This window comes from Pseudomonas sp. IT-P44 (assembly GCF_949768225.1).
Classification (GTDB): domain Bacteria; phylum Pseudomonadota; class Gammaproteobacteria; order Pseudomonadales; family Pseudomonadaceae; genus Aquipseudomonas; species Aquipseudomonas migulae.
The window spans coordinates 68296-93193 of the sequence record NZ_CATKQM010000068.1 but is presented as its reverse complement, the minus strand read 5'-3'; the positions used below and the strand labels follow the sequence as shown (position 1 = coordinate 93193).

The following is a 24898-nucleotide window of genomic DNA, read 5'->3' as shown; positions in this document are numbered from 1 at the left end:
AGATTTCAAACAGAGCCCGCAGAGATGCGGGCTTTGTTGTTTCTGCAGATTGGAATCTCCATCGCCTGTTCCGGCCTCTTCGCGGGCAAGCCTCGCTCCTACAGGTTGCGAGTGGAATATCTGTAGGAGCGAGGCTTGCCCGCGAAGGCGGCGGGGCAGGCAACAAAAAAGCCCGCAGACAATCACTTGTCTGCGGGCTTCTTCACATCCGGGCTTAAGGCTGCTTACGCCCGACGCTCATGCATCCGCGCCAACTGCCGCTCCAGCATCGACGGATAAGGCTCCATCAGTCGCTCCACGCAGCACGCACCCTCAGGGCTGGCAATCGGGCGGATCCGCGCACGCTGGCGAATCAGCGCGTCGTCACTGATCTTGCGCTCCACCAGCAGCAGATTGCGGCTGTGTTGCGACAGGGCCAGGGCGTCCTGGGCGGTTTCGGTCAGCAACAGGTCGATCTGGCTCAGACCGAACAGCTCATCACCCAAGGTCACGCCCAACTGCAATTGCAGGGTGATGCCGCTGTCGGCGACTTCGATCTGTAACTGATGGCCCAGGGCTCGCAGCAACTCGCCGCAGCAGATGGCGTTGGTCAGGTAGTCGTCGCCGCTGTCCTCGGTGTGGAACACCATCAGCGTGCTGCCATCGTTCAGACTGTGCAGTTCGCCCTCATAGAGCGAGGCCGCCTGATCGAGGCAGTCGCGATAACGTTTGAGCAGTTCTTCCAGGCGCGCCCGTGGCAGGCGGCGCAATTGATCCTGGGCGCCCAGTTGCACGGCCAGCACTGCGCTGTGTTGCGGAACGTTCGATACCGGCGCTCTGACTACTGATTTCGCGGCTGTCGATTCGTCACGCAAATCGGCAAACGCATCGTCGTCATCTTCGTCTTCGACGGTGCTGACGATGTGCCGTGGTGCAGGTTTGAGGCCGGTGACAGGCTTGGTCTCGTCGAAACTCGGGTCGCGCAGGTTGCGCACTTCGAAGGACGGCTCGGCATCATCGTCGTAATCGACGTCGTCGAACTCAGGTTCCGGTGCGGGCTCAGGCTCGGCCGGTTCCGGCGCGAAGTTGGCGTGCAGCTGGCGAGCCAGGTCGCCGATTTCATCCTGACGGTCGGTGGCCGGGGTGTATTCGTCGATGTTGCGCAGCCACACGCGCAATTGCAGCAGCGGCGTGGAGATGTGCCGACCCAGGCGCAGGCTCAAGGCCAGGGACAAGGCCAACAGAATCGCACTCAAGATGCCCATGCTTTGCAGGCTGATGGTCATCGGCTGCTGGAATTGATCCATGTCCAGGCTGATGCGCAGTTGCCCGGCGGTCACGTCCTGGAAGGTGATCTTGCTCTGGTACATGCCCTCGGCTTCGCCCAGCAGGCCGTGCTTGGGGCGCTGACCGGCTTCGGCGAGGATGCGGTTATCCACGCTATAAATGGCGGCGTGGGCCACCAGCTTGTTCTTGGTCAGGTTGTTGAGCAGCACGTTGAGGCTGAGGATGTCGTTGGACACCAACAGCTCCGTGGCGGACGTGGCGGTCTGCGTGGTCAGGCTTTCGCCCAGCGCATCTGCCTGCTCGTGCATGGCCTGCTTGAACTGCAAACCCATCACGCAGGCGTAGATCACCAGGGCCAGAGCGACCAGGATCACGTTATGGCTGGCGATGCGCAATGCAATCGGTACACGGCGGTGGCGCAGTGCACGGAAGATCAGCAGAAAGAAGTTATCGGTTTTAACTGGCGTGGGCCGGTTCACTTGAGCTCGGCTCTTTTGTCCGTGAAGTTGACGCGCAGTATAGCGACAGGCCCTAGACCGGCAAAGCGCTCACGGTGCCCGATGGTCACTGAAAGTGGGTAGAATGCGGTTTTTTTCCACCTGCGGGGGTGCGCCTTGCGCGAAATCGTCCTGATAAACATCACTGGTGAGGACCGTCCGGGTCTGACCGCGGCCATTACCGGCGTTCTGGCCCAGGGTGGTGTGAACATTCTCGACATTGGTCAGGCGGTGATCCACGACACCTTGTCGTTCGGCATCCTGGTTGAAATTCCTGACACCGAGCAAGGCAAGTCGGTGCTCAAGGACATCCTGTTCAAGGGTTATGAGCTGGACCAACAGGTGCGTTTCACGCCGGTGTCCGAAGAGGATTACCAGCAATGGGTCGGCAATCAGGGCAAAAAACGCCACATCGTGACGCTATTGACCCGCAAAGTGACTGCCGGGCAATTGCAGGCCGTGAGTTCGATCACCGCCAAATATGGCCTGAACATCGACCACATCGATCGCCTGTCCGGGCGCATGCCGCTGGATACCCCGGCCGATAAGGGCAAGGGCTGCATCGAGTTTTCCGTGCGTGGCGAAGCGGCGGATCCGCAAGCGCTGCGAGCGGAATTCCTCAGCGTCGCCCAGGAATTGAACGTCGACATCGCCTTCCAGGAAGATTCGCTGTTCCGCCGCAACCGTCGTCTGGCGGTGTTTGACATGGACTCGACGCTGATCGAAGCCGAAGTTATCGACGAACTGGCCAAGGCGGCCGGTGTGGGCGATCAGGTTTCGGAGATTACCGAGCGGGCGATGGCCGGCGAGCTAGATTTCCGTGCCAGCTTCAAGGAGCGCCTGGCGTTGCTCAAAGGGCTGGATGTCAGCGTGCTGGATTCGATCGGTGCCTCGCTGCGCCTGACCGAAGGCGCCGAAACCCTGTTCGCCGAACTCAAGCGTCTGGGCTACAAGACCGCGATTCTGTCGGGCGGCTTCACCTACTTCGCCAAGCAATTGCAGGCCAAGCTGGGCATTGACTACGTGTTCGCCAACGAGCTGGAAGTGGTCGATGGCAAGGTCACCGGCGTGGCGGTCGAGCCGATTGTCGATGCGCAGCGCAAGGCGGATCTGCTGAAGGAGCTGGCGCACAAGGAAGGCTTGCGTCTGGAGCAGACCATTGCGGTCGGCGACGGCGCCAACGATTTGCCGATGTTGGCGATTGCCGGGCTGGGCGTGGCATTCCGCGCCAAGCCGCTGGTCAAGCAATCGGCGAAGCAGGCGATCTCCACATTGGGGCTGGATGGCGTGTTGTATCTGCTGGGCTTTCGGGATCGTGATGGGCAGCTCTGAGTTTTGTATTGACTGATAGGGCCTCTTCGCGGGCAAGCCTCGCTCCTACAGGTAATTGCGTACCCCTGTAGGAGCGAGGCTTGCCCGCGAAGGCGTCACCGCCGATTTAACGTCGGGCCCTCAAAGCGTCTGCCACAACGAATCAAACTCTTCCTCGACACCAACCACGCCGCTCCCCGCGGCGTTGTCGTTTCTGGCGGCCTCCAGCGACCGATACGCAAACTGATTGAAGCTGTTGGTGCTCGACACCCGCCGATCCAGTCCGGCCCGGCGCTCCTCGCCGTTGGTGTTGATCAGCACCTTGTGCCCTTCCTGGAACGGCAGGCGCGGAGCGAGCAGGGTGGCCGGTAAATCTATCGCGCTGATGGCCGGCAGCAACAAGCCGCGCAGGTAGTGGCTGTGGTCGTCCCGGGTGCGTACCAGTTGCAGGCCGCAAGGTTCGGCGTATGGCGCGACTTGCTCGATGCCCATCTGCGTTCCGCCGCCGCGGACCTGGCGGATCCAGCGCACCACCGCAATGCTCCAGCCTGCGCCCGCCGTGTCCTCGATGCCGACCATCTCGCCAGCCTGTAGCTCGGCAGGCACAGCCTCAGGCCAGGCCAGGCAATAACCCCCCGGGCTGTGATTGATCACGGGCAGGACGTACGTCGGAAAGTGGCGGTCGCTGGCTTCGTGGCTGTCGTCATTCTGCAGCTGCCGATATTCAATTTCTTCGTAGGGCAGCAACGTGTCAGCGGTGCCGTGGGGCGCTGCGTCGAAGGCATGGCTCCATTGGTCCTTTTCCCGGAGCGCGGGCGATATCGCCGTGAACTGCGCACGGCGGGCGCCGGGGTTTTTCAGGATTTCGCTGAACGGGCGCTGCCCGCCCAGATAGAAGTGCAGCGCGCTCATGCCCACGCACAAGGTCAAGGTGCCTTGACTGGCGGTGCGCTGGAAACTGCGCTCGACCGCCTGCCCCCACGCGGCACTCAGGTGTTGCAGCGTATCCAGGCTCAGGCCTGCCGGTACCGGGAGTGGCGACTCGCCGTCGTTTTTTTCCAAATGGGCGTCGATGGCTGCGACCAGCGGTTGCGGATCGAACCCCAGCAAACGCTCTTGTTGCCCGGGCCGGAATTTCGAGCGGTATCGCGGCCCGATGTCGAGTTCCGGGGCGATGGCAAACAATCCATCGGCCGGTGTTTCCGGTTGCAGCTTGATCAGTTTGCTCCACGGTTCCAGCACTTCGGCGAGCCGCGCGATCTGGTTCTGGCGCAGTTGATTGCAACGTGCGGCGCCCACCAGCAGGGCGACCACGTACGTCTGTTCGATGCTCAGGTTTTGCGTCTGGCTTGCCAATTCATCGCGCAGGCCCAGATGCTGCAGCCGAAGGCTACAGGCGATTCGATACAGCTGGTGCAGCTCCAGCCACACGCCTTCCGGCACCGGGCAATAGAGTTGGGTGGCGCGGATCAGTGACCCGTTGAGGCAATGCATCGCCCGTTGCAACGCCTGGGCCAGCAGTGGCGTACGGTCCTTGCTGAAGCGCGGCGTGATGCGCACGACGATCTGTTTGTAGCCGATCGCCAAGTGGCTTTGCAGCGCCTGGCAGAGGTTGGCGATCTTGCTTGAACGCTCGTCGAGGGCAATCGACTGGTGCAGGAAATGCCGCTCCAGGTGCTTGCAGACGTAATACACCTCGGGCCTTAGCAGTTCGAGCAATTGCAGGCGATTGTCGCTGGGTGTCAGTAACTGGTTCAGTTCGCTCAAGCCCTGATAGAGCTGGCGAGCGGTTTCGCCGATGTTGGCTTTGGGCAGGTTGGCGATCCAGCGCTTGAGGTCGCGCGGGGTGGCTTCGCAGAACGACAGGCGCAACTGTGCGGGGACAGGGGCGCGCAGCAGAAGGTGGGGACTGGTCTCATTCATGCGGTGGACAAACTCCAACCGGGAAATGGGCAGTGAATGACCAGACTTTAGCAGCTATGACTAGGGCGCGCGCATTGCAATGCCTGTTCACTGTAGGAGCGAAGCTTGCTCGCGAAGAGCCGGAGGACGCCGCGGATCATCAGACAGATCCCGGTTGTCATTGACGACCTTCGCGAGCAATCGAGCGTCGACCGGCTGCTCCTACAGTAAAGCGGCGTTGGATCAGGCTTTCGGCAGGCCCATGCCCTGGCCCATCTGCACCGGCGAACCGGCCGCCAGTTCTTCAGCCCACTGCACCTGATCCGGGCCGAACAGCACAACAGCCGTCGAACCCAGTTTGAAACGACCCAGTTCCGCACCTTTCTCCAAGTGGATCGGTGCACGGGCAGCTTCGTCGTAGCGGAAGGTTTTCAGCTCGCGTTTCGGTGGAGTTACCAGACCCGCCCACACGGTTTCGATCGACGCCACGATCATCGCGCCCACCAGTACCACGGCCATCGGCCCGCGCTCGGTGTCGAAAATGCACGCCACACGCTCGTTGCGGGCGAACAGCTCCGGAACGTTTTCCGCAGTGGTCTGGTTGACCGAGAAAATCCGCCCCGGAATGTAGACCATCTCGCGCAGGGTGCCGGCCAGCGGCATGTGCACGCGGTGGTAGTCCTTCGGCGACAGGTAAATCGTCGCGAAATCACCGCCCATGAACGGCGCTGCGTTGGCCGCGTCACCGCCCAGCAGTTCCAGCACGCTGAAGCTGTGGCCCTTGGCCTGGAACACGCGACCGTGCTCGATCGGTCCGAGCTGGCTGACGGCGCCGTCGGCCGGGCTGAGGATGGCGCCCGGTGTTTCGTCCAGCGGACGAGCGCCGTCTTTCAAGGCGCGAGTGAAGAACGCGTTGAAATGCTCGTAGGCGGTCAGGTCTTCGACCAGGGCCTGGGACATGTCCACCTGATAACGCTTGGCGAACCACGCGGTGAACGCATTCTTGAACCAGCGCACACGGCATTCGGCGATGCAGCCAGCCAGTCGCGAGAGCAAGTGGTGGGGCAGCAGGTATTGGCTGAGGATAAACAAACGCTTATTCATTAACTGTCCTTAAAAACCTTAAATCTCTACAGGCGTATCGGGATGGTTACCCCATTCGCCCCAGGAGCCGGCGTAGCCTTTGACCCGCGGATAACCGAGGGACTTGGCCACCAGATAGGTGAAGCCAGAACGGTGGTGAGTCTGGCAGTGGGTAATCACTTCTTTGTCTTTGCTGATCCCGAGTTGTTCGAGGATCTGCGGCATGTCCGTGCGGATGCGCAGGTTGCGCGTCCGGTCCATGCCCGCGGTCCATTCGAAATTGACCGCGCCGGGAATGTGTCCGCCCTTGGCCGCCAGGACTTTCTCGCCGGAGTATTCCAGCGGCCCGCGCGCATCCCAGATCGCCAGGTCGGCGGCGCCGAGACGGCTTTGCAGGTATTCGCGGGTGGCGGTGGGTTCGTCGTGCAGGGTCAACGCAACCGGGCCGCCGACCGCGGGCGGGATCTGGATCGACATCGGCGAGCCTTCCGCCAGCCATGCCGTCAGACCGCCGTCGACATAGTGATACTTGTGGTGGCCGATGACATCCAGCAACCAGATAAAACGCCCGGCCCAACCGCCGCCTTCGTCGTCATACACGACGTAGACCGCATCGGGGTTGTGGCCCAGCTCGCCGAACAACGCTTCGAGAGCCGCTTGCGGCGGCATCAGGCCCGGCGCCGGTGGCTGGCCGAGTTGCGTGCGTTTCGGATCGACGAAGCGCGCGCCGGGAATATGCCCTTCGGCATAGCGGGCGCTGCTGGTCAGGTCCACCAGAATCAGATCGCGGGCGTCGAGGCGAGAGAGCAAGTCGCTCGGTTCGATCACCAGCGGCAAGCCAGAGAAGTCAGACATGTGAGGTCTCCAGAGCACAAAGGGGAGGATTGTAGCGGGTCATTGGCCGCGATGGCTAAAGGTGTGCAGGGCTTTCTCGATGCACTGCGCGGTTTTGCCAAAGGCTTGCACGGTAATTTCGGAGAACGGCCCGCCGCCCTGGTCCGCCACCACGATCATGATCACGCGGCCGTTGTTGACCAGCGAGCGCAACAGCAGGTGTTCGCCACCGAACTGCGAGCGCAGGCTGGCCGGCAGCAGTGCCGAAAATTGTGCGTTGTTGGCCGGGGTCAGGCGTACCTGGGCTTGCTGCGAGAGCAGGCGTTGCAGCACGGTGCTTTGGCTGACAACGAAATTCAGGCCGGCCGTTTCTTTCGGCAACCCGGCAATCTGGTGCACGCGCAGATTGGCGTGCGTGCGGTCGGCCATCAGGATCATCACCCGGCGCATGCCACATGCAACCAGTGCGTCGCGGGCCGAGTTGGTCAAGTGCATGGCATTGGTGAAACGACTCGGCTCCACCAGCAGCTCGGCGCATTGTTTGCGCCACTTGGCCAGGTCCTCGGCGGTCGGCGCCGGGGCTGGCAGCAAACCGGCGTGCACACGGTTCATGCCCTGCGGCCAGAGCAGCGCGACGGCGGGGTGCCAGAGGTCTGGCATGGTGTGCTGGCGCGCACTGTTGGCGGCCTGCTGGTGAAGTTGCTGCTGCACCTCGTCCATCGGCATTTGCAGGTAAAGGCTGGTCAGGTACTGCCAGCGTTCACTGTGCGGACAGTCCCAGGCGTGCTGTGCCGACAGCGCCAGACCGTTGGCCAGCAACACCGTGTTGGCCGGCTGATTGAGCCAGCGGCGTAACGTCGGATCGTCATCGAGACGGTTCTGCTGGCGCAATGGATGATCGCTGTCGCGCGCGATACGCAGGACTTTCACCAGTTCCCGTTGCTCATTGAGTAACAGCTTGTAGCCCTGCTGCACCCAGTTCGGCAGGTGCCAGATTTCCACCAGTGCCTGACCGATTTCCAGCAGGCGTACGCCGAATAATTGTTTCTCGACTTTACGTGCGGACTCGCCCTTATGGATGACCCGCAGCTCCCATTCTTCGAGCAATTGCGGATGGGTCAACGCCAATGGCCACAACGGCGATAAAAACAGCAGGCTGCCCCAGTGGATGTCCTGCCAAAGCCGCGCCAGGCGAGCGGCGAAAAAGCCGTTGGCCTGTTGCGTCGCGTGCTGGCTGATCATCTGCAACTGGCGCAGGGCCACGGGAATGTCCGATTCCGGCATCGCGGGTAGCCGTGCGAGCAGTTCTTCGGTGCGCTTCAAACCGAGGCGATTGATCGCCACCTCAAGGTTTTCCGCAGGCTCGGTCATGCTGCCGTGGGTGTGCCGGTTGGCTTCGCGAATCACGCTCAAGGCCAGGGCGGGGCTGTCCTGCATCAGCTCGGCGATATCGCGCAACGAGCTGCGGTTGTCGCCGATGGCCTTGCAGACCCGGTCATGACTACCTTGCGGAACGGGCAGGTGCACGCCGTCCAGAAGCTTTACCCAGCCTTGGAGCGTGTTTGGTTTTGGAGTTGGAACGTTCGTTTCGTTAGCCATGGTTGGACGCGATCATCGTCTGCATTACCTATGCCCGAAGTGGGCCAAATTGGCTTTTCGCCTGAACTGGCTATAGTCTGGCGCAGTTTTGCCGATAAGTAGAAGAAGAGATTTTTTAACTTCCGAATATGACCTTGAACCCGACTCAGTAAGTGCTCTCCTACCTATGGCTAAAATAATCGGCATCATCGTCGTATTCGCGAGCGTGCTCGGCGGATACGTGCTTTCCCACGGCAAGATTGCCGCCCTGATTCAACCCTTCGAGGTGATGATCATCGGTGGCGCGGCCCTTGGTGCATTCCTCCAGGCCAACCCCGGTTACATGACCCTGCACGTGCTCAAGAAGTCCTTGAGCATGTTCGGATCGCGTTTCAATCACGGCTACTATCTTGAAGTGTTGGGGCTGATCTACGAGATCCTCAACAAGAGTCGCCGCGAAGGCATGATGGCCATCGAAGGCGACATCGAAGATGCCGCCGCGAGCCCGATCTTCGCCAAGTACCCGTCAGTGCTCAAAGACGAGCGCATGACCGCGTTCATCTGCGATTACCTGCGCATCATGTCGTCCGGCAACATGGCTCCCCATGAGCTGGAAGGCCTGTTCGACATGGAACTCTACAACCTCAAGGAAGACCTCGAACACCCGTCCCACGCGGTGAACGGCATTGCCGACGCCATGCCCGGCTTCGGTATCGTCGCGGCGGTATTGGGTATCGTGGTGACCATGGCGTCCCTGGGCGAAGGCGACCAGAAATCCATCGGTCTGCACGTGGGTGCGGCACTGGTCGGTACCTTCTTCGGTATTCTCGCGGCGTACGGTTTCTTCGGTCCGCTGGCCCACTCCCTGGCCCACGATGCCAAGGAAGAGCTGAACGTCTACGAAGCCATCAAGGCCTCGCTGGTGGCTTCGGCTTCCGGCATGCCGCCATCGCTGGCGGTAGAGTTCGGACGCAAGGTTCTGTACCCGGCGCACCGTCCTAGCTTCGCTGAGCTGGAACAAGCGGTTCGCGGTCGCTAAGTCATGGAAAATAATCAGCCGATTATTATCAAGCGCGTCAAGCGCATCGCCGGCGGGCATCACGGGGGCGCCTGGAAAATCGCCTTCGCCGACTTCGCGACGGCAATGATGGCGTTCTTCCTGGTGTTGTGGCTGTTGTCCACCGCGACACCGGAACAGAAGCTCGCCATCGCCGGTTACTTCAAAGACCCGATCGGCTTTTCCGAAAGCGGTACGCCGTACATCATCGATCTGGGCGGCACGCCGACCCTGGCGCCGGAAAACACCCTCAACCCCGAGGTGAAATCCCAGCCGCAGCCGGACAAGGTGACTGTCGACGCCGAGCAGGTCGAAGGCATGGCCGAGATGGTCGAGAAGGAACGCCTCGAACTGTTGCTGCAAGAACTGCAGAACAAGGTCGAAGAGAATCCGCAACTGAAGAAATTCAAGGACCAGATTCTGTTCGAGATCACGCCGGATGGTTTGCGCATCCAGATCGTGGACGCCGAAAACCGCCCGATGTTCGACTCCGGCAGTGCGCGCCTGAAACCGTACTTCGAAGACATCCTGCTGGCCATGGCCGACACCATCAAAGCGGTGCCGAACAAGATCAGCATCAGCGGCCACACCGACGCCAAGCCGTACAGTGGCCAGGGTGATTTCGGCAACTGGGAGCTTTCAGCCAACCGTGCCAACGCTGCACGTCGTGCGCTGGTGGCGGGCAGTTATCCGGAGCAGCAGATCGCACGCGTGGTCGGTTATGCCTCGTCGGCATTGTTCGATCGCGAGAACCCGCTCAACCCGGTCAACCGCCGCATCGACATCATCGTGCTGACCAAAAAAGCCCAGCGTGCCATCGAAGGTTCGCAAGGAGCGGAGCCGACTCCGGAGCCGACGCAAGGGCAGGGTGGTCCGGGTGAAGTGCCGGCCGATCCGAATGCATTGCCGGCGGATAAAGAACCGTTGCCGGCGCATGAGCTTCGCGAGCGTTTGAATCTGTTCGATGACCCGGCACCGAAACCGGCCGAACCGCCGAAGCAGTGACCCACAAAAAAGCCGACAGCGATGTCGGCTTTTTTATTTCACGGGTTTGAAGGCCGTGTGAGGTCCCTTGTAGGAGCCAGCTTGCTGGCGATGGCGGCCTGGCTGGCGTGGGTTTTTTGGTGTGTACATATCCATTCCTGCGGTAACGGCCGCCTATGGTTTCGCTTTTACAGCGAGTCACTTGGAAAAGCGCCAAGTAACCAAGCGCTCTTGCCCCTTTCGTTCGGTGCCTCGCTGTGGCTCGGCATGCCCTCGCTCCGGTCCTGCTCCGTGGGCCCGCCGCCATCGGCCATCCATGGCCGGGGGCGGCTAACCCGGCATCCATGCCGGGTTGCCCACTGCGCAGAACCTGCGCTCGGCCTCTCGAGGGGGCGCTCAGATCAAAAGCGGAAGGCGAGCTAACGCTCGGCCTGATGAGTGGTGAGAAGCGAAAGCAAACGCGATTCCCTGTAGGAGCCGGCTTGCCGGCGATAGCGGTGGGTCAGGCAATAAGTACGTGACTGAACGGACGCAATCGCCGGCAAGCCAGCTCCTACAGGTATTGCGCTCGTCCCGGTGTCGCCAAACTACGTCGAATTTGCAGGCACCAGGACAGCCATGACACTTTGGATGTGCAGGGCTGTGCACCGAAAACGAGAAAGCCGCGAGATGATCGCGGCTTTTTTGTGTCTGCGGGAAGCGGCTTAGTAACTGCTCTCCGGCAAACTCGCAATAATCGAGCGATAGCTGTTCATCCGTTGCTGCTGCACGCGGCCCTCTTCCAGTGCCTTGAGCAAGGCGCAACCCGGTTCGCGGTCGTGCTTGCAGTCGCGGAAGCGGCAGGTGCCGATCAGGTCGTTGAACTCGATGAAACCGGCTTCGACGTCGGAGCGGCTGACGTGGCCCAGGCCGAATTCGCGGATACCCGGGGAGTCGATCAACTCACCGCCACCGGGGAAGTGGAACAGCCGCGCGGTCGTGGTGGTGTGAGTGCCCTGGCCGGACAGCTCGGACAACGGGCCGACGCGGGTTTCGACTTCCGGCAGCAGGCTGTTGACCAGCGACGACTTGCCGACGCCGGACTGGCCGACGAATACGCTGATGCGTCCGTCCAGTTGTTCCTGAAGTTGCTCCATGCCATTGCCGTGGTGCGCCGACACTTCCAGTACCGGATAACCCAGCGTGCGGTAAACCGCGAGCAAGGCATTCAGCGCCGGGGCGTTCTGCTCGTCGATCAGGTCGAATTTGTTCAGCAGCAGCAACGGCCGGATGCCGGCGTGCTCCGCAGCGACCAGATAGCGGTCGATCAAATTGGCGTGAGGCTCGGGCAGCGGCGCGAAGACGATGACGATCATGTCGACGTTGGCCGCCACCGGCTTGAGCTGGCCACGACTGTCCGGGCGGCAGAGTTCGGTTTTGCGCGGCAGTTGCGCCACGATCACCCCGATGCCCTGGTTGCCGGCACGCCAGACCACCTGATCGCCGGTCACCAGCGCCGGCAGGTTGGCGCGCAAGTGGCAGCGGAACACCTGGCCGGCCAAATCGCCATCGAGGGCTTCGACTTCGACCTGAACACCGAAGTGCGCGATCACCAGGCCGGTCTGTTCCGGACCCAGGTCGCCACCCTCAAGTGCCTCGACAGCCGAGGACTCGCGTTTGGCGGCGCGGGCAGCGCGTTCGCCCTGAATCTTTTCGATGCGCCAGTTTTGACGACGATTGAGTTGGCGTTTGGCCATGGGTGTTCCGTATCAAGAATGCAGCGATTAGGTAAAACGGCCGCGAGTTTAGCACGCCCGGCCACCTCCCTAGGCTAAACTGCGCAGCATTGCCTAGGAGCCGACACATGCAAAACCCGCAGAATCTGATCTGGATCGACCTGGAAATGACCGGTCTGAACCCTGATACCGACGTCATCATCGAGATGGCCACCATCGTCACCGACAGTGATCTGAACACCTTGGCCGAAGGCCCGGTGATCGCGATTCACCACAGCGATGAAATCCTCGCCGGCATGGACGAGTGGAACACCCGTCAACACGGCGGCTCGGGACTGACCCAGCGCGTGCGCGACAGCCGCATCAGCATGGCCGAAGCGGAAGCCGAGACCATCGCTTTCCTGGAGAAGTGGGTGCCGAAGGGCAAGTCGCCGATCTGTGGCAACAGCATTTGCCAGGATCGCCGCTTCCTTTATACGCACATGAAATCCCTGGAAAGCTTCTTCCACTACCGCAACCTCGACGTCTCGACTCTGAAAGAGTTGGCCGCACGCTGGGCGCCGGACGTGCGCGACAGCTTCAAAAAGGGTAGCACCCACCTGGCGCTGGACGACATCCGCGAATCCATCGCCGAGCTGCAGCACTACCGCAAGCATTTCATCAAATTCTGATCAGGCGGTGCCTGTTCCGGTGCCTTCGCGGGCAAGCCTCGCTCCTACAGGGGCGCGTTGTGCCCGTAGGAGCGAGGCTTGCCCGCGAAGGGAGCGACGCGGCCTATCTCCGTGATCGCCCCCTTTTGGTGCTGCACCTAAATGGCTAGACTGCGCGCCTTCCTGCAAGGACCGCCACCATGTTGCTGATGCTTTACCTGATCGCCATCACCGCCGAAGCCATGACCGGCGCACTGTCTGCCGGCCGTCGCGGCATGGACTGGTTTGGCGTGGTGCTGATCGCCTGCATCACGGCGTTGGGCGGCGGTTCGGTGCGCGATGTGCTGCTCGGTCACTACCCGCTGACCTGGGTCAAACACCCGGAATACCTGGTGCTGACCTCGGTTGCGGCCATGGTCACTGTTTTCACGGCTCGCTGGATGCGCCACCTGCGCTCACTGTTTCTGGTGCTCGACGCCGTGGGGCTGGTGGCGTTCACCCTGATCGGCTGCATGACCGCGCTGGAAATGGGCCACGGCATGCTGGTGGCCTCGGTCAGCGGCGTGATCACCGGGGTGTTCGGCGGCATCCTGCGCGACATCTTCTGCAACGACATCCCGCTGATCTTCCGTCGCGAACTCTACGCCAGCGTCTCCTTCGCGGCGGCGTGGTGCTACATGCTGTGCATCTATCTGCAACTGCCCGGTGAACAGGCCATTCTCATCACGCTGTTTGGTGGCTTCTTGCTGCGGTTGTTGGCGATTCGTTTTCACTGGGAAATGCCGAAGTTCGTTTATAACGACGAGCAATGAGCGGCAATGCTTACGTTCGTCAAGAACGGCACGAGTGATCTATAAAGCTGCGGTATATATGTAGCGTTTGTCAGGCGAGTAATTAAATAAGCTGTGGTTTTCCACTGTTTAAAAAGGTTACTTGCATGTCTGATTCAGACTCGACAAACGCGCAGCCCGACGCGCATCAAACATTGATAATAAAGTCGATTCCCGAGTGGTTGATTCGCGCGCCTGCCGAAAGACGCCTGGCATTGAAAAACGCCGGGGTTGTTTTTCCTGACTGGTACCGCTCGGCATCCGCCGCCAGTCATGAGGCCTTGAAGCAGGCGACTCAACGTAGCTGGGTTTCGCAAACCCGGGTGGACCGCCTGTTTGAAGGCCTTGCCGACGTTCGCGCATTTGCCGAGCCGTTGCTGGTTCAGGCCCTGAAAAGTCAGTTCAAGATAGAACTGAATGTCAGGAAAACGTACCTGCGACTCTATGTCCCCAAAGATTTACCGGTCCGCTATGAAGTGACGACGATTTCACTTCTGGATGCTGCCTTGCATAACTTCGAAATGAAGGAGACGGCAGCACATTACTTTGACAGTGCTTCGTGTTTTATCACTGAGCCCGGTGCGACTGGGCAGTTCGATATTCTTCAGATTAATAGTCGCTTGTCTGTCGCGGCATTTGCCTCGCTGTGCCGACAACTTGATATCGGAGGGCGCTATAACCAGCAACTTGAGGCGCTGTTATTACCTGCGGATGCTGCGGCCAGAGCGATGCTGGCAAACAAAGTCATTGCCAGTCAGCAGGATCGATTCATGGTAGCGACACTCCTGGCGCGAATGAAAGGGGACATCGGGCACGCTGAGCAGACGCTATTGCCGGGCCTGCTCACAGAGCAAAAAACACCGTTGCCTGGCGCAAAAGCGCTGCGCTTGTATCAACTGAGCCTCCTGGGAACGGCGTTGACCGGCATCGTGCTGTTCTCGGCGGATCCAGAACATTCTCGCGAAGTTGAACCGGTGATTGCCTACATCCCCGATGACCCTGAGCACCCGCTGAAAACCTATGCCTCCACCCGCGAATTCGTGGACGAACTGACACGGCAATTGCGCTCTACCGATTACCAGCGTTTTTTTGCCCGGTTTGTCGCTCACGACCAACGAGGCACCTTTTTCGCCACGTTGCTTAATTTGCTCAACGCCGCAGGCCCCGATACGCGGCCCAATCTCAGGATGCAAACACAGCGCGTGGGTCCGCAATTGTGGACCTGGCTGTATCAATCCCGGCTGAACCAGATCCTCAATGACGCGCGCGTCATGGCCGTGTCTACCGCGGATGAAGACCGCAAGTCGCGTTGGGAGCAATGGGACAGTCTGGGAAAAGTCGCCACCGTTGTGCTGGAGGTTGCGACGCTGGCGGCGATCCCGTTCGTGCCGTTTCTGGGCGAGTTGATGTTGGCCTATACCCTGTACCAACTGCTGGACGACACGTTTACCGGCATCCTTGATTGGGCCGAAGGGCAGTTGATCGAAGCGTCGGCGCATTTGCTGTCCATTGCTGAAACGGTCGCCCAGTTAGGCGCGTTTGCCTTGGGCGGCCTGGCTGTCGGCAAACTGCTGTCCGTCGCCCCCGGCGCTTTCGTCAACCGTTTGAAAGTCGTTGATATGGGGGCGGGCCAGCAACGATTGTGGAATCCCGATCTGAGTGCATATGAGCGTGCGGTGCGCTTGCCAGTCGACTCCCGGGCCGATGCGCTCGGTTTGCATCGGCATCAGGGCGCGAGGGTGCTGCCTCTTGATGGGAAAACCTATGAAGTGGTGCCCGAGGCTGACGGGGATGCCTATCGCATTCGCCACCCGGACAGGCCGGATGCCTACAAACCACAACTTGCTCACAACGGCGCAGGAGCGTGGGCGCATGAGGTTGAGCGCCCCATGGAGTGGCGGCGCGCACAGCTGTTTCGGCGCCTGGGGCATTCGGTGGCCGAGTTTTCGGATGACACGGCTGGACGCATTCTGGCGGTAAGCGGCATCGACGAGGCAGTGCTGCGCGACATGCACGTTCATACCCGGCGCCCCCCGGCCTTGCTCGAAGACACCATCCGGCGTTTCAAACTCGATCAGCAGATTCAGGCGTTCATCGCGCAGATGCAAAGCACCGATTCGCGGGTGTATTTGAAAGCCGATCCGCAGATGCAGGTGCAACTGCTGCGAGCTCAGGGCGTCAGCCTGCAGGACAGCCAGCTGCGAAGCGGCGATGTGGTTCGACGCGTGGTTGAAACACTTGAGGAAGCGCAGCTGAAAAAACTGCTGGGTGAAAGCCCGGCGTTTGGCGATTCTTTGCCAGGAGTCGACGTGCGAGCCGCCCGGCTGCGCCTCAGAATCGCGGGTTGGGCACAGGAACATCTCGGCAGTTTGTTCGAGGCAAGTGAACGCCACTTTGAGCTGAGCAGTGATGAAAACACCCGGCAGATACGCCGGATTTTTCCTGATCTGCCCAAAACCATCGCTGAAGAATTATGGCGTCATGCAGCGGCTGCCGATCGCCTTCACATGCAGCACAACCCCGGAATCACCCGGCGAATGGCGCATGAAGCGCTGTTCTATCTACGGGAGGTGCGCTTGAGCAGGGCGTACGAAGGGCTTTATCTGGAGACGAGTGCAAATCCGGACTCCGACAGGTTGGCGCTGCATAGGCTCGAAAGCCTGAACGGCTGGTCGCCAGAGGTGCGCATCGAAGTGCGTGACGGCGATTTTGACGGTGCATTGGTGGACAGTATCGGTGGTCCCGAGGCCTCGATTCGCAAAATCCTGGTCAGACAGAATGGCCAGTACCAGGCCTTCGACGGCTTCGGCAAGGAGCTGCACGCACTCGACGATCTCTACGGCGCCGTCCAGCATGCCCTTCCCGATGCTCAACGCCGGGCGTTGGGTTTGCCTCATGTCGGTCAGGGCGCGGGGCTCCGGCAGGCGGTCAGGCAACAAACACTGATGCCTCGCTCGCAAGCCCGGGCCTTGCTGGGACAGCCGCCTTTGGAGGCGGGTGCTCGTTCGCCCATGGGGCTGGCTGTGGGGCGTTCTGGCTATCTGTTGGGCGGTGGCGATTTCGTACCGGAGCAGGTGCGTTCCGTAGGGCAGCGGCTTCAAGCGCTGTACCCGACGCTCTCCGAGGAAGAAATGACGACGTTGCGCAGCGAGCGATTGATCGGGGAGCCGGTGTTGGCCGTTGCGCGCCTGGAGAGTGAGTACGTGACGTTGGTCAATGAATTGGAGATGTGGAGCCATGACGTGCCGTCCCATCATCCGACCACGGGATCGATGCTTGCAGACAATGAACTCTCTATTCAACGCCAGGGCAGAAAACTGTTCGCACAGGAGTTGCAGTCGAATTGGAGTCGCAGGCTGACGACGGCCAACCGCTACACGCCGACCACGCTTGATTACGATCTGGAGTTACTCGGTGAGTTACCGGTGTTGTCGGCAGACTTCAGCCATGTTCGTGAATTGTCTTTGAGCAGCAGCGCCGGGTTGGGCGGGCATTCCTTTCTCGCCAGCTTCCCGGGTGTGCGGTACCTGACATTGTCAGGCTTCGCGCTGGAGACTTTGCCCTTGGAAATCTATCAGATGAGGGCACTGGAGACGCTGACCCTTGATGACTGTGCTATCGAACTGAATGAGGCAGCAGTCGAAGGCCTTGCACATATGGAGGGTTTGACGCTGTTGCACCTCGATAACAACCGGCTTGGGTTGACTCCCGATGTTCGTTACATGAGCAGGCTGGACAGTCTTTACTTGAAAAGCACAGGTTTGATGGAGGTGCCTGTCGGATTGTTCGATCTTGAACAGCTGGCATTTGCCGATCTGAGATTCAATCAGATCACCACATTGCCGGATGAGCTGTTTGAAGTTGCAGATGCTCGAGAGGTTAATTACAACTTGTTGGGTAATCCGTTGAGTGAGGCCTGCAGGTCGCGTATTGAGAATTATATTGAGAGCTCAAGTCTTGATAAAAAGATAATGATTCAATTTGACGGTGCGCTGGATGAAGAAATTGATTGGCAGGAAGCGCCTGATTCGGACGACAGCGGAGTTGATGAGGGTGATCCGGACTGAGTCTGCTGTAATGCTTTGTAAGTGGTTGGATGGGTGGAAAGTTACATGTTTAAGTTTGTGGCAATTACTGCATTGAGGCGCTGATTTTTTCTTGTTATTAATCGGTGATACGACCCGTTGAATCGATTAATAACCAGCAAGGAATGCGTCATGAGTAATGTTCAAGGCTTGACTGCTTCGGTAGAAAGTAACAAACCATCCATATCCGGATTATCAAGACTGGAGGTCCGCTTCGAAGCCCCCGGTGTCGAATCAAGAAAAGTGTATGCCAATGGGCGGATGCAAGTTCGCGTCTGGGTATTCGTCGAAGCGGTAGATGAAAATGGTGATGCGGTTGAAATCGACTTTTCCCCGCTTCAATTCTCCGCAAAGCTGATTCATTTTCACAATGGTCAGCCATTGGAAGGGGAGTCGTATCAAAATCTGCCGCTGACGGGCTGGAATGCCAGTCGTTACGAAAACGGGTACACCCATGACATGCCCGGAGGCGTTCAGTCCGGTAGCACAGGGAGCAGCAGCGGAACACCCATCGAGTTCTGGGTTTCATCGTCTATTGAAGGGCAAGCACAAGTCGCGGCTGAAGTGACGGTGCAGGGCAAGGTTTACCGAAGCAATAACACCTTTAATCCGGATGGCCGGAAGATTTCCAGAAGCGTTGTGATTCATGCGGAAAAAAGCCCTGTTTATGGTGTAGAGAAATTTACGTGGCAGTCGCATGAACTCCGCGGATCGTTTGGGGGCGATCTGTTGTTTCGATACCACTTGGGGCTTTATTCAGACGGCAAGCAAGTAAAATTGTTGCGTTGGGAAAGTCGTCAGTATGAAGTCGGCGGCACCTACCCTGTTTTATTCTGTGACACGGGATTGATTCTGGGGCGGGATGCGCCAAGGTCTTTCATGGGGGTAATGGCTCCTTCTCGGGCAACGGAACTGGATGTCTATGTTTCCGGGGCGCGAAAAGTTGAAGTCAATCAGCGTGCGGGGGAGTTGACCGTCATCAAAGGAATTCCTCCCGCTTATGTTCGTAGTGAGGATGTAAGGGTTTCACCTTTTTACTTTACTGCTTTCGATGAGTTTGGTAGCGCGCACAGTCTGTCGATAGAAATAGATATTCCCAATGACGAATTTATTTTGAGAAGAGGCTGAGAGTCAATTGATTCGAAGCTTTGATTAAAGCGTGTGGCGCGGCTTTTGTTGTCGCGTGACTCTTCAATATTCATGAGTTCAAAGGGTATCTGATAATGACAGTCACTGAAGTGGCGAACGTCTATTCCAGCGCGTTTAATTTTGATGAGTTTCTTGCCGGCGGGGTCGATCCGCGTACCGGTATTTACACCTGTTCGATGAAGTTGGGTGATATCAAGTCCGCAGACTTGAACGGTCCTTCTTTGCCAATCAACTTGTCCTACAGCCCACTCAACAGTATCGACAGCGGTTTCGGCACCGGTTGGTCGATGGCAATGACCCGTTACGACGCGGGCAATGAAATACTCGGTTTGTCCGGTGGCGGAAGTTTCAAGACGAAGCAGACAGCCACCCATCTGGTCTTCGATGAGTTGAAACTTGAAACGCTCAAGGTCGAACGGTTTGGACCAGGGCGTTTTGACGTCATCCATAAAAATGGTACGCGTGAAGAGCTGAAGATCTTTGAGGGCAGCGATGTAGCGGTGCCGAGGAGGATCGTTGGCGCCAATGGCGCCGCTATCACGCTCGACTATACCTCCATCAACGGGCAACCGGCGCTGGTCGCCGTGAAGGATTCACAACGTACGTTGCTGAGCATTTCCCGTACCAGGGGCAAGGTTACGCTGACGCAATACCCCGGCACCGAATGTGAAGCCAGCTTTGTGTTGTCGCTCGCTAACAACGCGGTGACCTCCATTGATTTGCCCGTAGGCGGGTCCTGGTTTCTGACCTATGAGCCTTTCGGCAATCTCCAGTGCCTGACCCAGGTCGATTCGCCGCTAGGAGCGCGAGAGATCATCGGGTATCAGGAAGCGGGGCATCAATTCCCGCCCGGTTCGCCGATTCGCTCCATGCCTTATGTGATCTCCCACACCGTGTACCCACGGCAGAATCAGCCCGGGATCACAAAAAATTATGAGTTCTCGCAGAAGAATTTCCAGGGCTTCGATGACGACGGCAGGCGTTGGTCCCCGGACGGTGACACGCTCTACAAAAGCTCGTCGGGCTATGAGTATTCTTCGACCGAAAAACTGATGGCGGGCACAAAAGTCCACAGCTCCACGGTGCGCACCTACAACAAATATCATCTGCTGGTTTCGCAGGTGACGACCTGTCAGCAGATGATCACCACCCGATCCACGGTGTACCACATCGATTCGGGCAAGAGCTTTCTCGAGCAGCCTGCGCAGTTTCGATTGCCCAAAGTCCAGACGTTACGCTACGAAAACCGCACCGCCGGGACATCGCGCGAAGAGCTTACCCACACCGAATTCGATGGGGCAGGCAACCTGCTCAAACAGGTCGGACCAGATGGTGTCACGACCCTGTCCGAATTCTATCCCTCTGCCGGGGCGGAGGGATGCCCTGCCGACCCATTGAAATTTGTCCGGTTCGAGAAGCAGAGAACCATCATCCCTGCACCGCAAACATCGGGTAAACCGAGCGCGGCCTCGACGGTGACGCGTTATCGCTACGCTTTGCACGCCTCGTTGCAAGGTTCGCCGGTGACCGCCGTGCTGCCTGTCGAGGAGAGCTTTTATGAGCTGAACGCAGACGCTGAAATTCTGCGTTCGAAAACACAACGGGTTTACGTCAACCAGCCTGATGACCCGCTGCGCCATGGCTTGCTGCAAAAACAAACCGTCACGCAAAACGCCTTGGCAACGGTTACCGAGTTTTCCTATGTGCTCGACAATAACCGGCTTGAAATTCAGAGCACCCTCAAGGGGTTCGATGGCACCGTCAAAACCGCGGCTCAGACACTGTCATCGCTCAACGGCACGAAGCTGGGCGAGCGCGGCGAAGACCAAGGTGAGGTCGCCTACACGTTCGACGCCATTGGCCGGCCCCTGAGCGAAACGTTTTCGCCGGGCACGGCCAACGCCGCCACCCGCCGCATGGTTTATCAGGCGGCCAGCAATAAAGCTCCGGCGACGATGCTCACGACAGATCTGCTCGGCGTTCAGCAAAAAGTTGTGTACGACGGCCTCGGGCGCGTCGTCGCCGTCGAAGAGCAGGATTGCGATAACCCGGACGAAGCGGCCAGGACCCAGTTGTTCGTTATCTATACAGCGCGCCACGATGCGCTGGGCCAGTTAGTGGAGCAAACGCACTCTGACTGGTGGGACGGGGTTGCCCGGCCGGTCAAGACCGGGTTTGTCTACGATGGCTGGGGACAGGTCAAGACCACGCTTCACGCTGATGGGCGCAAGGAGCATTGCACAATCGATCCTGTGGCCCGCACTGAAACCCGCTGGCTTGAGGGCATGGGCAAGTCTGTCACCGGCCTCAATGCTTTCGGCAAGCCTGATCGTATCGAGTCGTTCAATATTGCGGGTGAAACCCAAGGCGCAATCGTTCATGGCTATGACGGCATCGGCCGAGCCATCAGCCAGACCGATCCTGTCGGCAACACCACCACCTATGAGTACGACGTGTTCAATCGGTTGCGGCGCAGCGTCTTGCCCGACGGGAACACCGTGCAGACCGACTACGCGATGCACAGCCAGGCGTCGCTTGCCACTGAAGTGAAAGTGGCGGGCCAAAGCCTTGGCCGGCAGACCTTCGATGGCTTGGGCCGCTTGAGCGAAAGTACCGTGGGTGGACGTGCGGTCACTGCGGGCTACGCGGCAGGATTCACGCAACCGATCTGGCAGAAAAGCGCCAGCGGTGAAAAAGTCGAGTTCGTTTATGCGCGTGATTTCGGCGGGCGCGTGACGCAACGCAAGGCGACCGGACTGGACGCCGAATTTACCTACAATCCGCTGCACGGTCAGTTAGCCAGTTGTGTCGAGCAAGAGTGGGAAACGCGTTTCGAGTATCACCCCTCCGGACGCCTGAAAAGTGAAACCACTGCGTACGCGGGCGTGGACCGGACGGCGTCGTACACGTACACGTTCGGTGGCCGGCCACTGACTTGCGTCGATGTGCTCGGTCAGTCACACAAGACGGAGTACGACAAATGGGGGCGGGCAAAGTCGTTTGAGCAGAATTCGCTCAAGGCCGATTTCATCTACAACGCTGTGGGCCTGCTGGAGCGGGTCGATTCGCAGGATACGCAGGCCAGGCGTTCCATGACGACCCGCCTGGTCTACGACGATCAGGGGCGAGAAATTTCGCGCAGCTTTGAGGTCAAGGGCGCTGCTACTCAGACCCTGAAATCGAGTTACGACCTCGCTGGCAAGCTGACGCAGAAGGTACTGGGCATCGGTGAAGACGTGCTGCGCGACGAACGCTTCGACTACGACGCCCGAGGTCGACTGGGCCACTACACCTGTAGCGGAACGTTGCGGCCACGCGATCCTTTCGGCAAGGACATTATCAAGCAGACCTACGTTTACGATGCGCTGGATAACATCGTCAGCCTGCAAAACGATTTTCCCGGTGGCAGCAACACCACGACCTTCACCTACAGCGCTGTCGATCCCACACAACTGATCGAGGTTCAGCACTCTCACGCGGATTATCCGCCGCCGGTTACGCTGCAATATGACGCCAACGGCCAGATGATCCAGGACGATCAGGCTCGTACGCTGAGCTACGACGCACTGGGGCGATTGACGCAAATCGCTGCGGCATCCGGGGCGGTGATGCGCGGCTATCGCTACGATGCGCGCGATCGTCTGGTCGAGTTGTCACAACCCGTCGGGCCGGGTGCCCAGCGCTTCTATCATGACGGGCGGGTGATCAACGAGATCAGCGGTGCTGGCCGTCGTACCTGTGGGCGCCAGTCCGGTTTATTGCTGGGGGAGCAGCAACAGGGCGCGGGCGCTGGATTGACGCTGTTTGGCACAGACCTGCAGCAAAGCGTTTTGATCGCCGAGTCCGGCACACAGCGCGACGAAGTTGCCTACAGCCCCTACGGATATCGTCCTGCCGAAGGCGGGCTATTCAGCCAGGCAGGATTCAGCGGTGAGCAGCTTGATCCGTTGACCGGGCTCTATTTGCCGGGCAATGGTTACCGGGCCTACAGCCCGACGTTGATGCGTTTCCTCAGCCCGGACAGCTTGAGCCCGTTTGGCGCGGGTGGATTGAACCCATACGCTTACTGCCTGGGCGATCCGATCAATCGGGTTGATCCGACCGGGCATGTTTCCTGGCAGTCTGCCCTGGGCGTTGGCCTTTCGCTGTTCAGCATCGCGACCAGCATCCTGACCTTTGGCACAACCACGCCGCTGGCGGTCGCGAGCCTGACGTTGGCGCTGGCTTCCGGGATCGCCGGCATTGCGAGCGAGATTGCCCACGAAGTGATGCCGCAATCGGAGCTGGGTGATGTCCTCGGCTACGTGAGCCTGGGGTTGGGGCTGGCGTCTTTCGCGGCGGGGGCAGGGGCGGCCGCTCAGGGCGCCGGCAAGGTCGCGGGAGCGTTTCGGTCGGGTTTGAGCGGTGATGCGCGAGGGGCGGCCAAGGCAATGACCAGCGGGATGAGCGGAAGAAGCGCAAGGGCTGGATCATCTACTCAGTCCGCAGAGGCATCCTCCGCAAAGTGGGTTTACAAGACTTACAACGCGCAGCGCAACATTCCGGGTTTTGAGTCACTGGATGATGCGAGCAGGGCAAAGTTTTTCCGGTTCAAGGACGCGATCAAGGATGAGGGGATGACACCGGGCCAGGCAGCCGAACTGCTAGGCGGAAAAACCTACTACAACGAAATGGTGCCGTTCAAATCCCCCAACCCCAAGCAACTCCTTGAGCCCGGATACTTCAATGACAGCGGTTACACCGAGATCAGGCTCAACCAGGGAATGCGTCTGTTTTTCTATGTGAACAAAGACACTCGGACAGCGACCATGTTCAAGTTTGGTCATACGCAAAAAGGAGGTTGACGCCGGGTGGGGTGCAAAATCAGGCGTTGCGCAGTTCATGCTGACGCAATGCCCACTCCACATGCTCTCTCACCAACTCCGAGGGGTATTCCCTTCGCGCCTTCAATGCTTCCAGCACCGGAATCGTTGAAGGCGCATTCCCCAGGCCCACCGCCAGATTACGCAACCAGCGCTCATAACCCGCCCGACGCAGCGGCGAGCCTTCGGTGCTGCTCAGAAACCGGTCTTCATCCCACATGAACAGCTCAGCCAGTTCAGCGTTGTCCAGGTTGTGCCGTGGCTTGAAGTCGCTTTCGCCGGACGGACGGGCAAAACGGTTCCACGGGCAGACGATCTGGCAGTCATCGCAGCCGAACACCCGATTGCCGATCAATGGCCGCAGATCCTCCGGGATCGCGCTTTTCAGTTCGATGGTCAGGTAGGAAATGCAGCGTCGGGCATCCAGCACATAGGGGCCGACGAACGCGTTGGTCGGGCAGATGTCGAGGCACGCGGTGCAGCGGCCGCAATGTTCGGTGGCGTGCGGAGGGTCTTCCGGCAGCGGCAGATCGACAAAGAGCTCACTGAGAAAGAAGTAACTGCCGGCCTTGCGATTCAAGACCAGCGTGTTTTTGCCGATCCATCCAAGGCCGGCCTTTTCGGCGATGGCTTTTTCCAGCACCGGTGCGCTGTCGACAAATGCGCGGTAGCCGAACGGGCCGATGACCGCCTGAATCTTTTCTGCCAGTTGTTGCACGCGTTTACGGATCAACTTGTGGTAATCGCGGCCCAAGGCATAACGCGACACGTAGGCTTTTTCCGGCTGAGCCAGCAATTGCGCCATTTGGGTGTCGCCCGGCAGGTAATCCATGCGCAGGGACACCACCCGAAGCGTGCCGGGCACCAGCTCTTCCGGGTGTGAGCGTTTGCTGCCATGGGCGCCCATGTAGTCCATTTCGCCGTGGTAACCGGCTTCGAGCCAGCGCGCCAGGTGCTGCTCATGCTCGGCCAGATCCAGGCCGCTGATGCCGACTTGCTGAAAGCCCAGCTCGCGGCCCCAGTCCTTGATGGATTGGGCGAGGGCGGGCAGGTCTGTGGTAATAGCGGGCATGAGGCGAGAGAAACCGGAGCTGA

15 protein-coding genes are annotated in these 24898 nt (G+C 59.5%); 8 read left to right on the top strand and 7 right to left on the bottom strand.

Features of this window, described 5'->3' with window-relative positions; translation table 11 throughout:
• Window positions 1-224: 224 nt before the first annotated feature.
• On the bottom strand, window positions 225-1745 hold the full coding sequence (locus tag ACM6IO_RS25970) for an AhpA/YtjB family protein (protein WP_414912493.1): 1521 nt from the start codon (window positions 1743-1745) through the stop codon (window positions 225-227).
• 135 nt (window positions 1746-1880) lie between these two features.
• Here ACM6IO_RS25970 and serB point away from each other — a divergent pair, with 135 nt between their 5' ends.
• Window positions 1881-3095 (top strand): phosphoserine phosphatase SerB, encoded by a 1215-nt coding sequence (serB, locus tag ACM6IO_RS25965; protein ID WP_008027919.1) that lies wholly within the window; start codon window positions 1881-1883, stop codon window positions 3093-3095.
• Between the two features lie 120 nt (window positions 3096-3215).
• On the opposite strand, the gene ACM6IO_RS25960 is transcribed toward serB, so the two are convergent.
• The 4 genes from ACM6IO_RS25960 to ACM6IO_RS25945 all read right to left on the bottom strand — a co-directional run bounded on the left by ACM6IO_RS25960 (window position 3216) and on the right by ACM6IO_RS25945 (window position 8492).
• Window positions 3216-4997 carry a molecular chaperone gene (locus ACM6IO_RS25960; RefSeq protein WP_414912492.1) on the bottom strand — a complete coding sequence of 594 codons (1782 nt, stop codon included), beginning with the start codon at window positions 4995-4997 and terminating at the stop codon, window positions 3216-3218.
• Window positions 4998-5219: 222 nt separating this feature from the next.
• Window positions 5220-6080: an archaetidylserine decarboxylase gene (gene asd, locus ACM6IO_RS25955; RefSeq protein WP_008040415.1), complete on the bottom strand. Its 861-nt coding sequence runs from the start codon at window positions 6078-6080 to the stop codon at window positions 5220-5222.
• An 18-nt stretch (window positions 6081-6098) separates the two neighbouring features.
• Window positions 6099-6914 (bottom strand): rhodanese-like domain-containing protein, encoded by an 816-nt coding sequence (locus ACM6IO_RS25950; RefSeq protein WP_008040417.1) that lies wholly within the window; start codon window positions 6912-6914, stop codon window positions 6099-6101.
• A gap of 39 nt (window positions 6915-6953) precedes the next feature.
• Window positions 6954-8492, bottom strand: a complete 1539-nt coding sequence (locus ACM6IO_RS25945; protein ID WP_192226917.1) for an HDOD domain-containing protein — start codon at window positions 8490-8492, stop codon at window positions 6954-6956.
• Between the two features lie 166 nt (window positions 8493-8658).
• Between ACM6IO_RS25945 and motA the strand changes: the two genes are divergently transcribed.
• Both motA and motB read left to right on the top strand, forming a co-directional pair.
• Window positions 8659-9510 carry a flagellar motor stator protein MotA gene (gene motA, locus ACM6IO_RS25940; protein ID WP_008027935.1) on the top strand — a complete coding sequence of 284 codons (852 nt, stop codon included), beginning with the start codon at window positions 8659-8661 and terminating at the stop codon, window positions 9508-9510.
• A gap of 3 nt (window positions 9511-9513) precedes the next feature.
• Window positions 9514-10533: a flagellar motor protein MotB gene (gene motB, locus ACM6IO_RS25935; RefSeq protein ID WP_192226918.1), complete on the top strand. Its 1020-nt coding sequence runs from the start codon at window positions 9514-9516 to the stop codon at window positions 10531-10533.
• 683 nt (window positions 10534-11216) lie between these two features.
• Here the strand turns inward: motB and rsgA are convergent.
• Complete coding sequence (gene rsgA / locus ACM6IO_RS25930; protein ID WP_008035286.1) at window positions 11217-12248, bottom strand: small ribosomal subunit biogenesis GTPase RsgA; 1032 nt, start codon at window positions 12246-12248, stop codon at window positions 11217-11219.
• Window positions 12249-12355: 107 nt separating this feature from the next.
• Here rsgA and orn point away from each other — a divergent pair, with 107 nt between their 5' ends.
• The 5 genes from orn to ACM6IO_RS25905 all read left to right on the top strand — a co-directional run bounded on the left by orn (window position 12356) and on the right by ACM6IO_RS25905 (window position 23785).
• Window positions 12356-12898 (top strand): oligoribonuclease, encoded by a 543-nt coding sequence (orn, locus tag ACM6IO_RS25925; protein ID WP_008035288.1) that lies wholly within the window; start codon window positions 12356-12358, stop codon window positions 12896-12898.
• A gap of 179 nt (window positions 12899-13077) precedes the next feature.
• Window positions 13078-13689: a trimeric intracellular cation channel family protein gene (locus ACM6IO_RS25920; protein ID WP_008035291.1), complete on the top strand. Its 612-nt coding sequence runs from the start codon at window positions 13078-13080 to the stop codon at window positions 13687-13689.
• Between the two features lie 125 nt (window positions 13690-13814).
• The gene (locus tag ACM6IO_RS25915; RefSeq protein WP_414912491.1) at window positions 13815-17774 is read left to right on the top strand and encodes a dermonecrotic toxin domain-containing protein; all 3960 of its coding nucleotides are present in this window, start codon (window positions 13815-13817) and stop codon (window positions 17772-17774) included.
• A 150-nt stretch (window positions 17775-17924) separates the two neighbouring features.
• Complete coding sequence (locus ACM6IO_RS25910) at window positions 17925-18920, top strand: hypothetical protein (RefSeq protein ID WP_414912490.1); 996 nt, start codon at window positions 17925-17927, stop codon at window positions 18918-18920.
• 350 nt (window positions 18921-19270) lie between these two features.
• Window positions 19271-23785, top strand: coding sequence for an RHS repeat domain-containing protein (locus tag ACM6IO_RS25905; RefSeq protein WP_414912489.1), 4515 nt, complete (start codon window positions 19271-19273; stop codon window positions 23783-23785).
• 19 nt (window positions 23786-23804) lie between these two features.
• On the opposite strand, the gene queG is transcribed toward ACM6IO_RS25905, so the two are convergent.
• Window positions 23805-24875 (bottom strand): tRNA epoxyqueuosine(34) reductase QueG, encoded by a 1071-nt coding sequence (gene queG / locus ACM6IO_RS25900; RefSeq protein ID WP_008043118.1) that lies wholly within the window; start codon window positions 24873-24875, stop codon window positions 23805-23807.
• Window positions 24876-24898 lie beyond the last annotated feature (23 nt).

Excerpts from the sequence above, each read along its gene's own strand:
- ACM6IO_RS25960 (WP_414912492.1), bottom strand. The coding sequence starts at position 4,997 with ATGAATGAGACCAGTCCCCACCTTCTGCTGCGCGCCCCTGTCCCCGCA.
- asd (WP_008040415.1), bottom strand. The coding sequence starts at position 6,080 with ATGAATAAGCGTTTGTTTATCCTCAGCCAATACCTGCTGCCCCACCAC.
- ACM6IO_RS25950 (WP_008040417.1), bottom strand. The coding sequence starts at position 6,914 with ATGTCTGACTTCTCTGGCTTGCCGCTGGTGATCGAACCGAGCGACTTG.
- ACM6IO_RS25945 (WP_192226917.1), bottom strand. The coding sequence starts at position 8,492 with ATGGCTAACGAAACGAACGTTCCAACTCCAAAACCAAACACGCTCCAA.
- motA (WP_008027935.1), top strand. The coding sequence starts at position 8,659 with ATGGCTAAAATAATCGGCATCATCGTCGTATTCGCGAGCGTGCTCGGC.
- motB (WP_192226918.1), top strand. The coding sequence starts at position 9,514 with ATGGAAAATAATCAGCCGATTATTATCAAGCGCGTCAAGCGCATCGCC.
- rsgA (WP_008035286.1), bottom strand. The coding sequence starts at position 12,248 with ATGGCCAAACGCCAACTCAATCGTCGTCAAAACTGGCGCATCGAAAAG.
- orn (WP_008035288.1), top strand. The coding sequence starts at position 12,356 with ATGCAAAACCCGCAGAATCTGATCTGGATCGACCTGGAAATGACCGGT.
- ACM6IO_RS25920 (WP_008035291.1), top strand. The coding sequence starts at position 13,078 with ATGTTGCTGATGCTTTACCTGATCGCCATCACCGCCGAAGCCATGACC.
- ACM6IO_RS25915 (WP_414912491.1), top strand. The coding sequence starts at position 13,815 with ATGTCTGATTCAGACTCGACAAACGCGCAGCCCGACGCGCATCAAACA.
- ACM6IO_RS25910 (WP_414912490.1), top strand. The coding sequence starts at position 17,925 with ATGAGTAATGTTCAAGGCTTGACTGCTTCGGTAGAAAGTAACAAACCA.
- queG (WP_008043118.1), bottom strand. The coding sequence starts at position 24,875 with ATGCCCGCTATTACCACAGACCTGCCCGCCCTCGCCCAATCCATCAAG.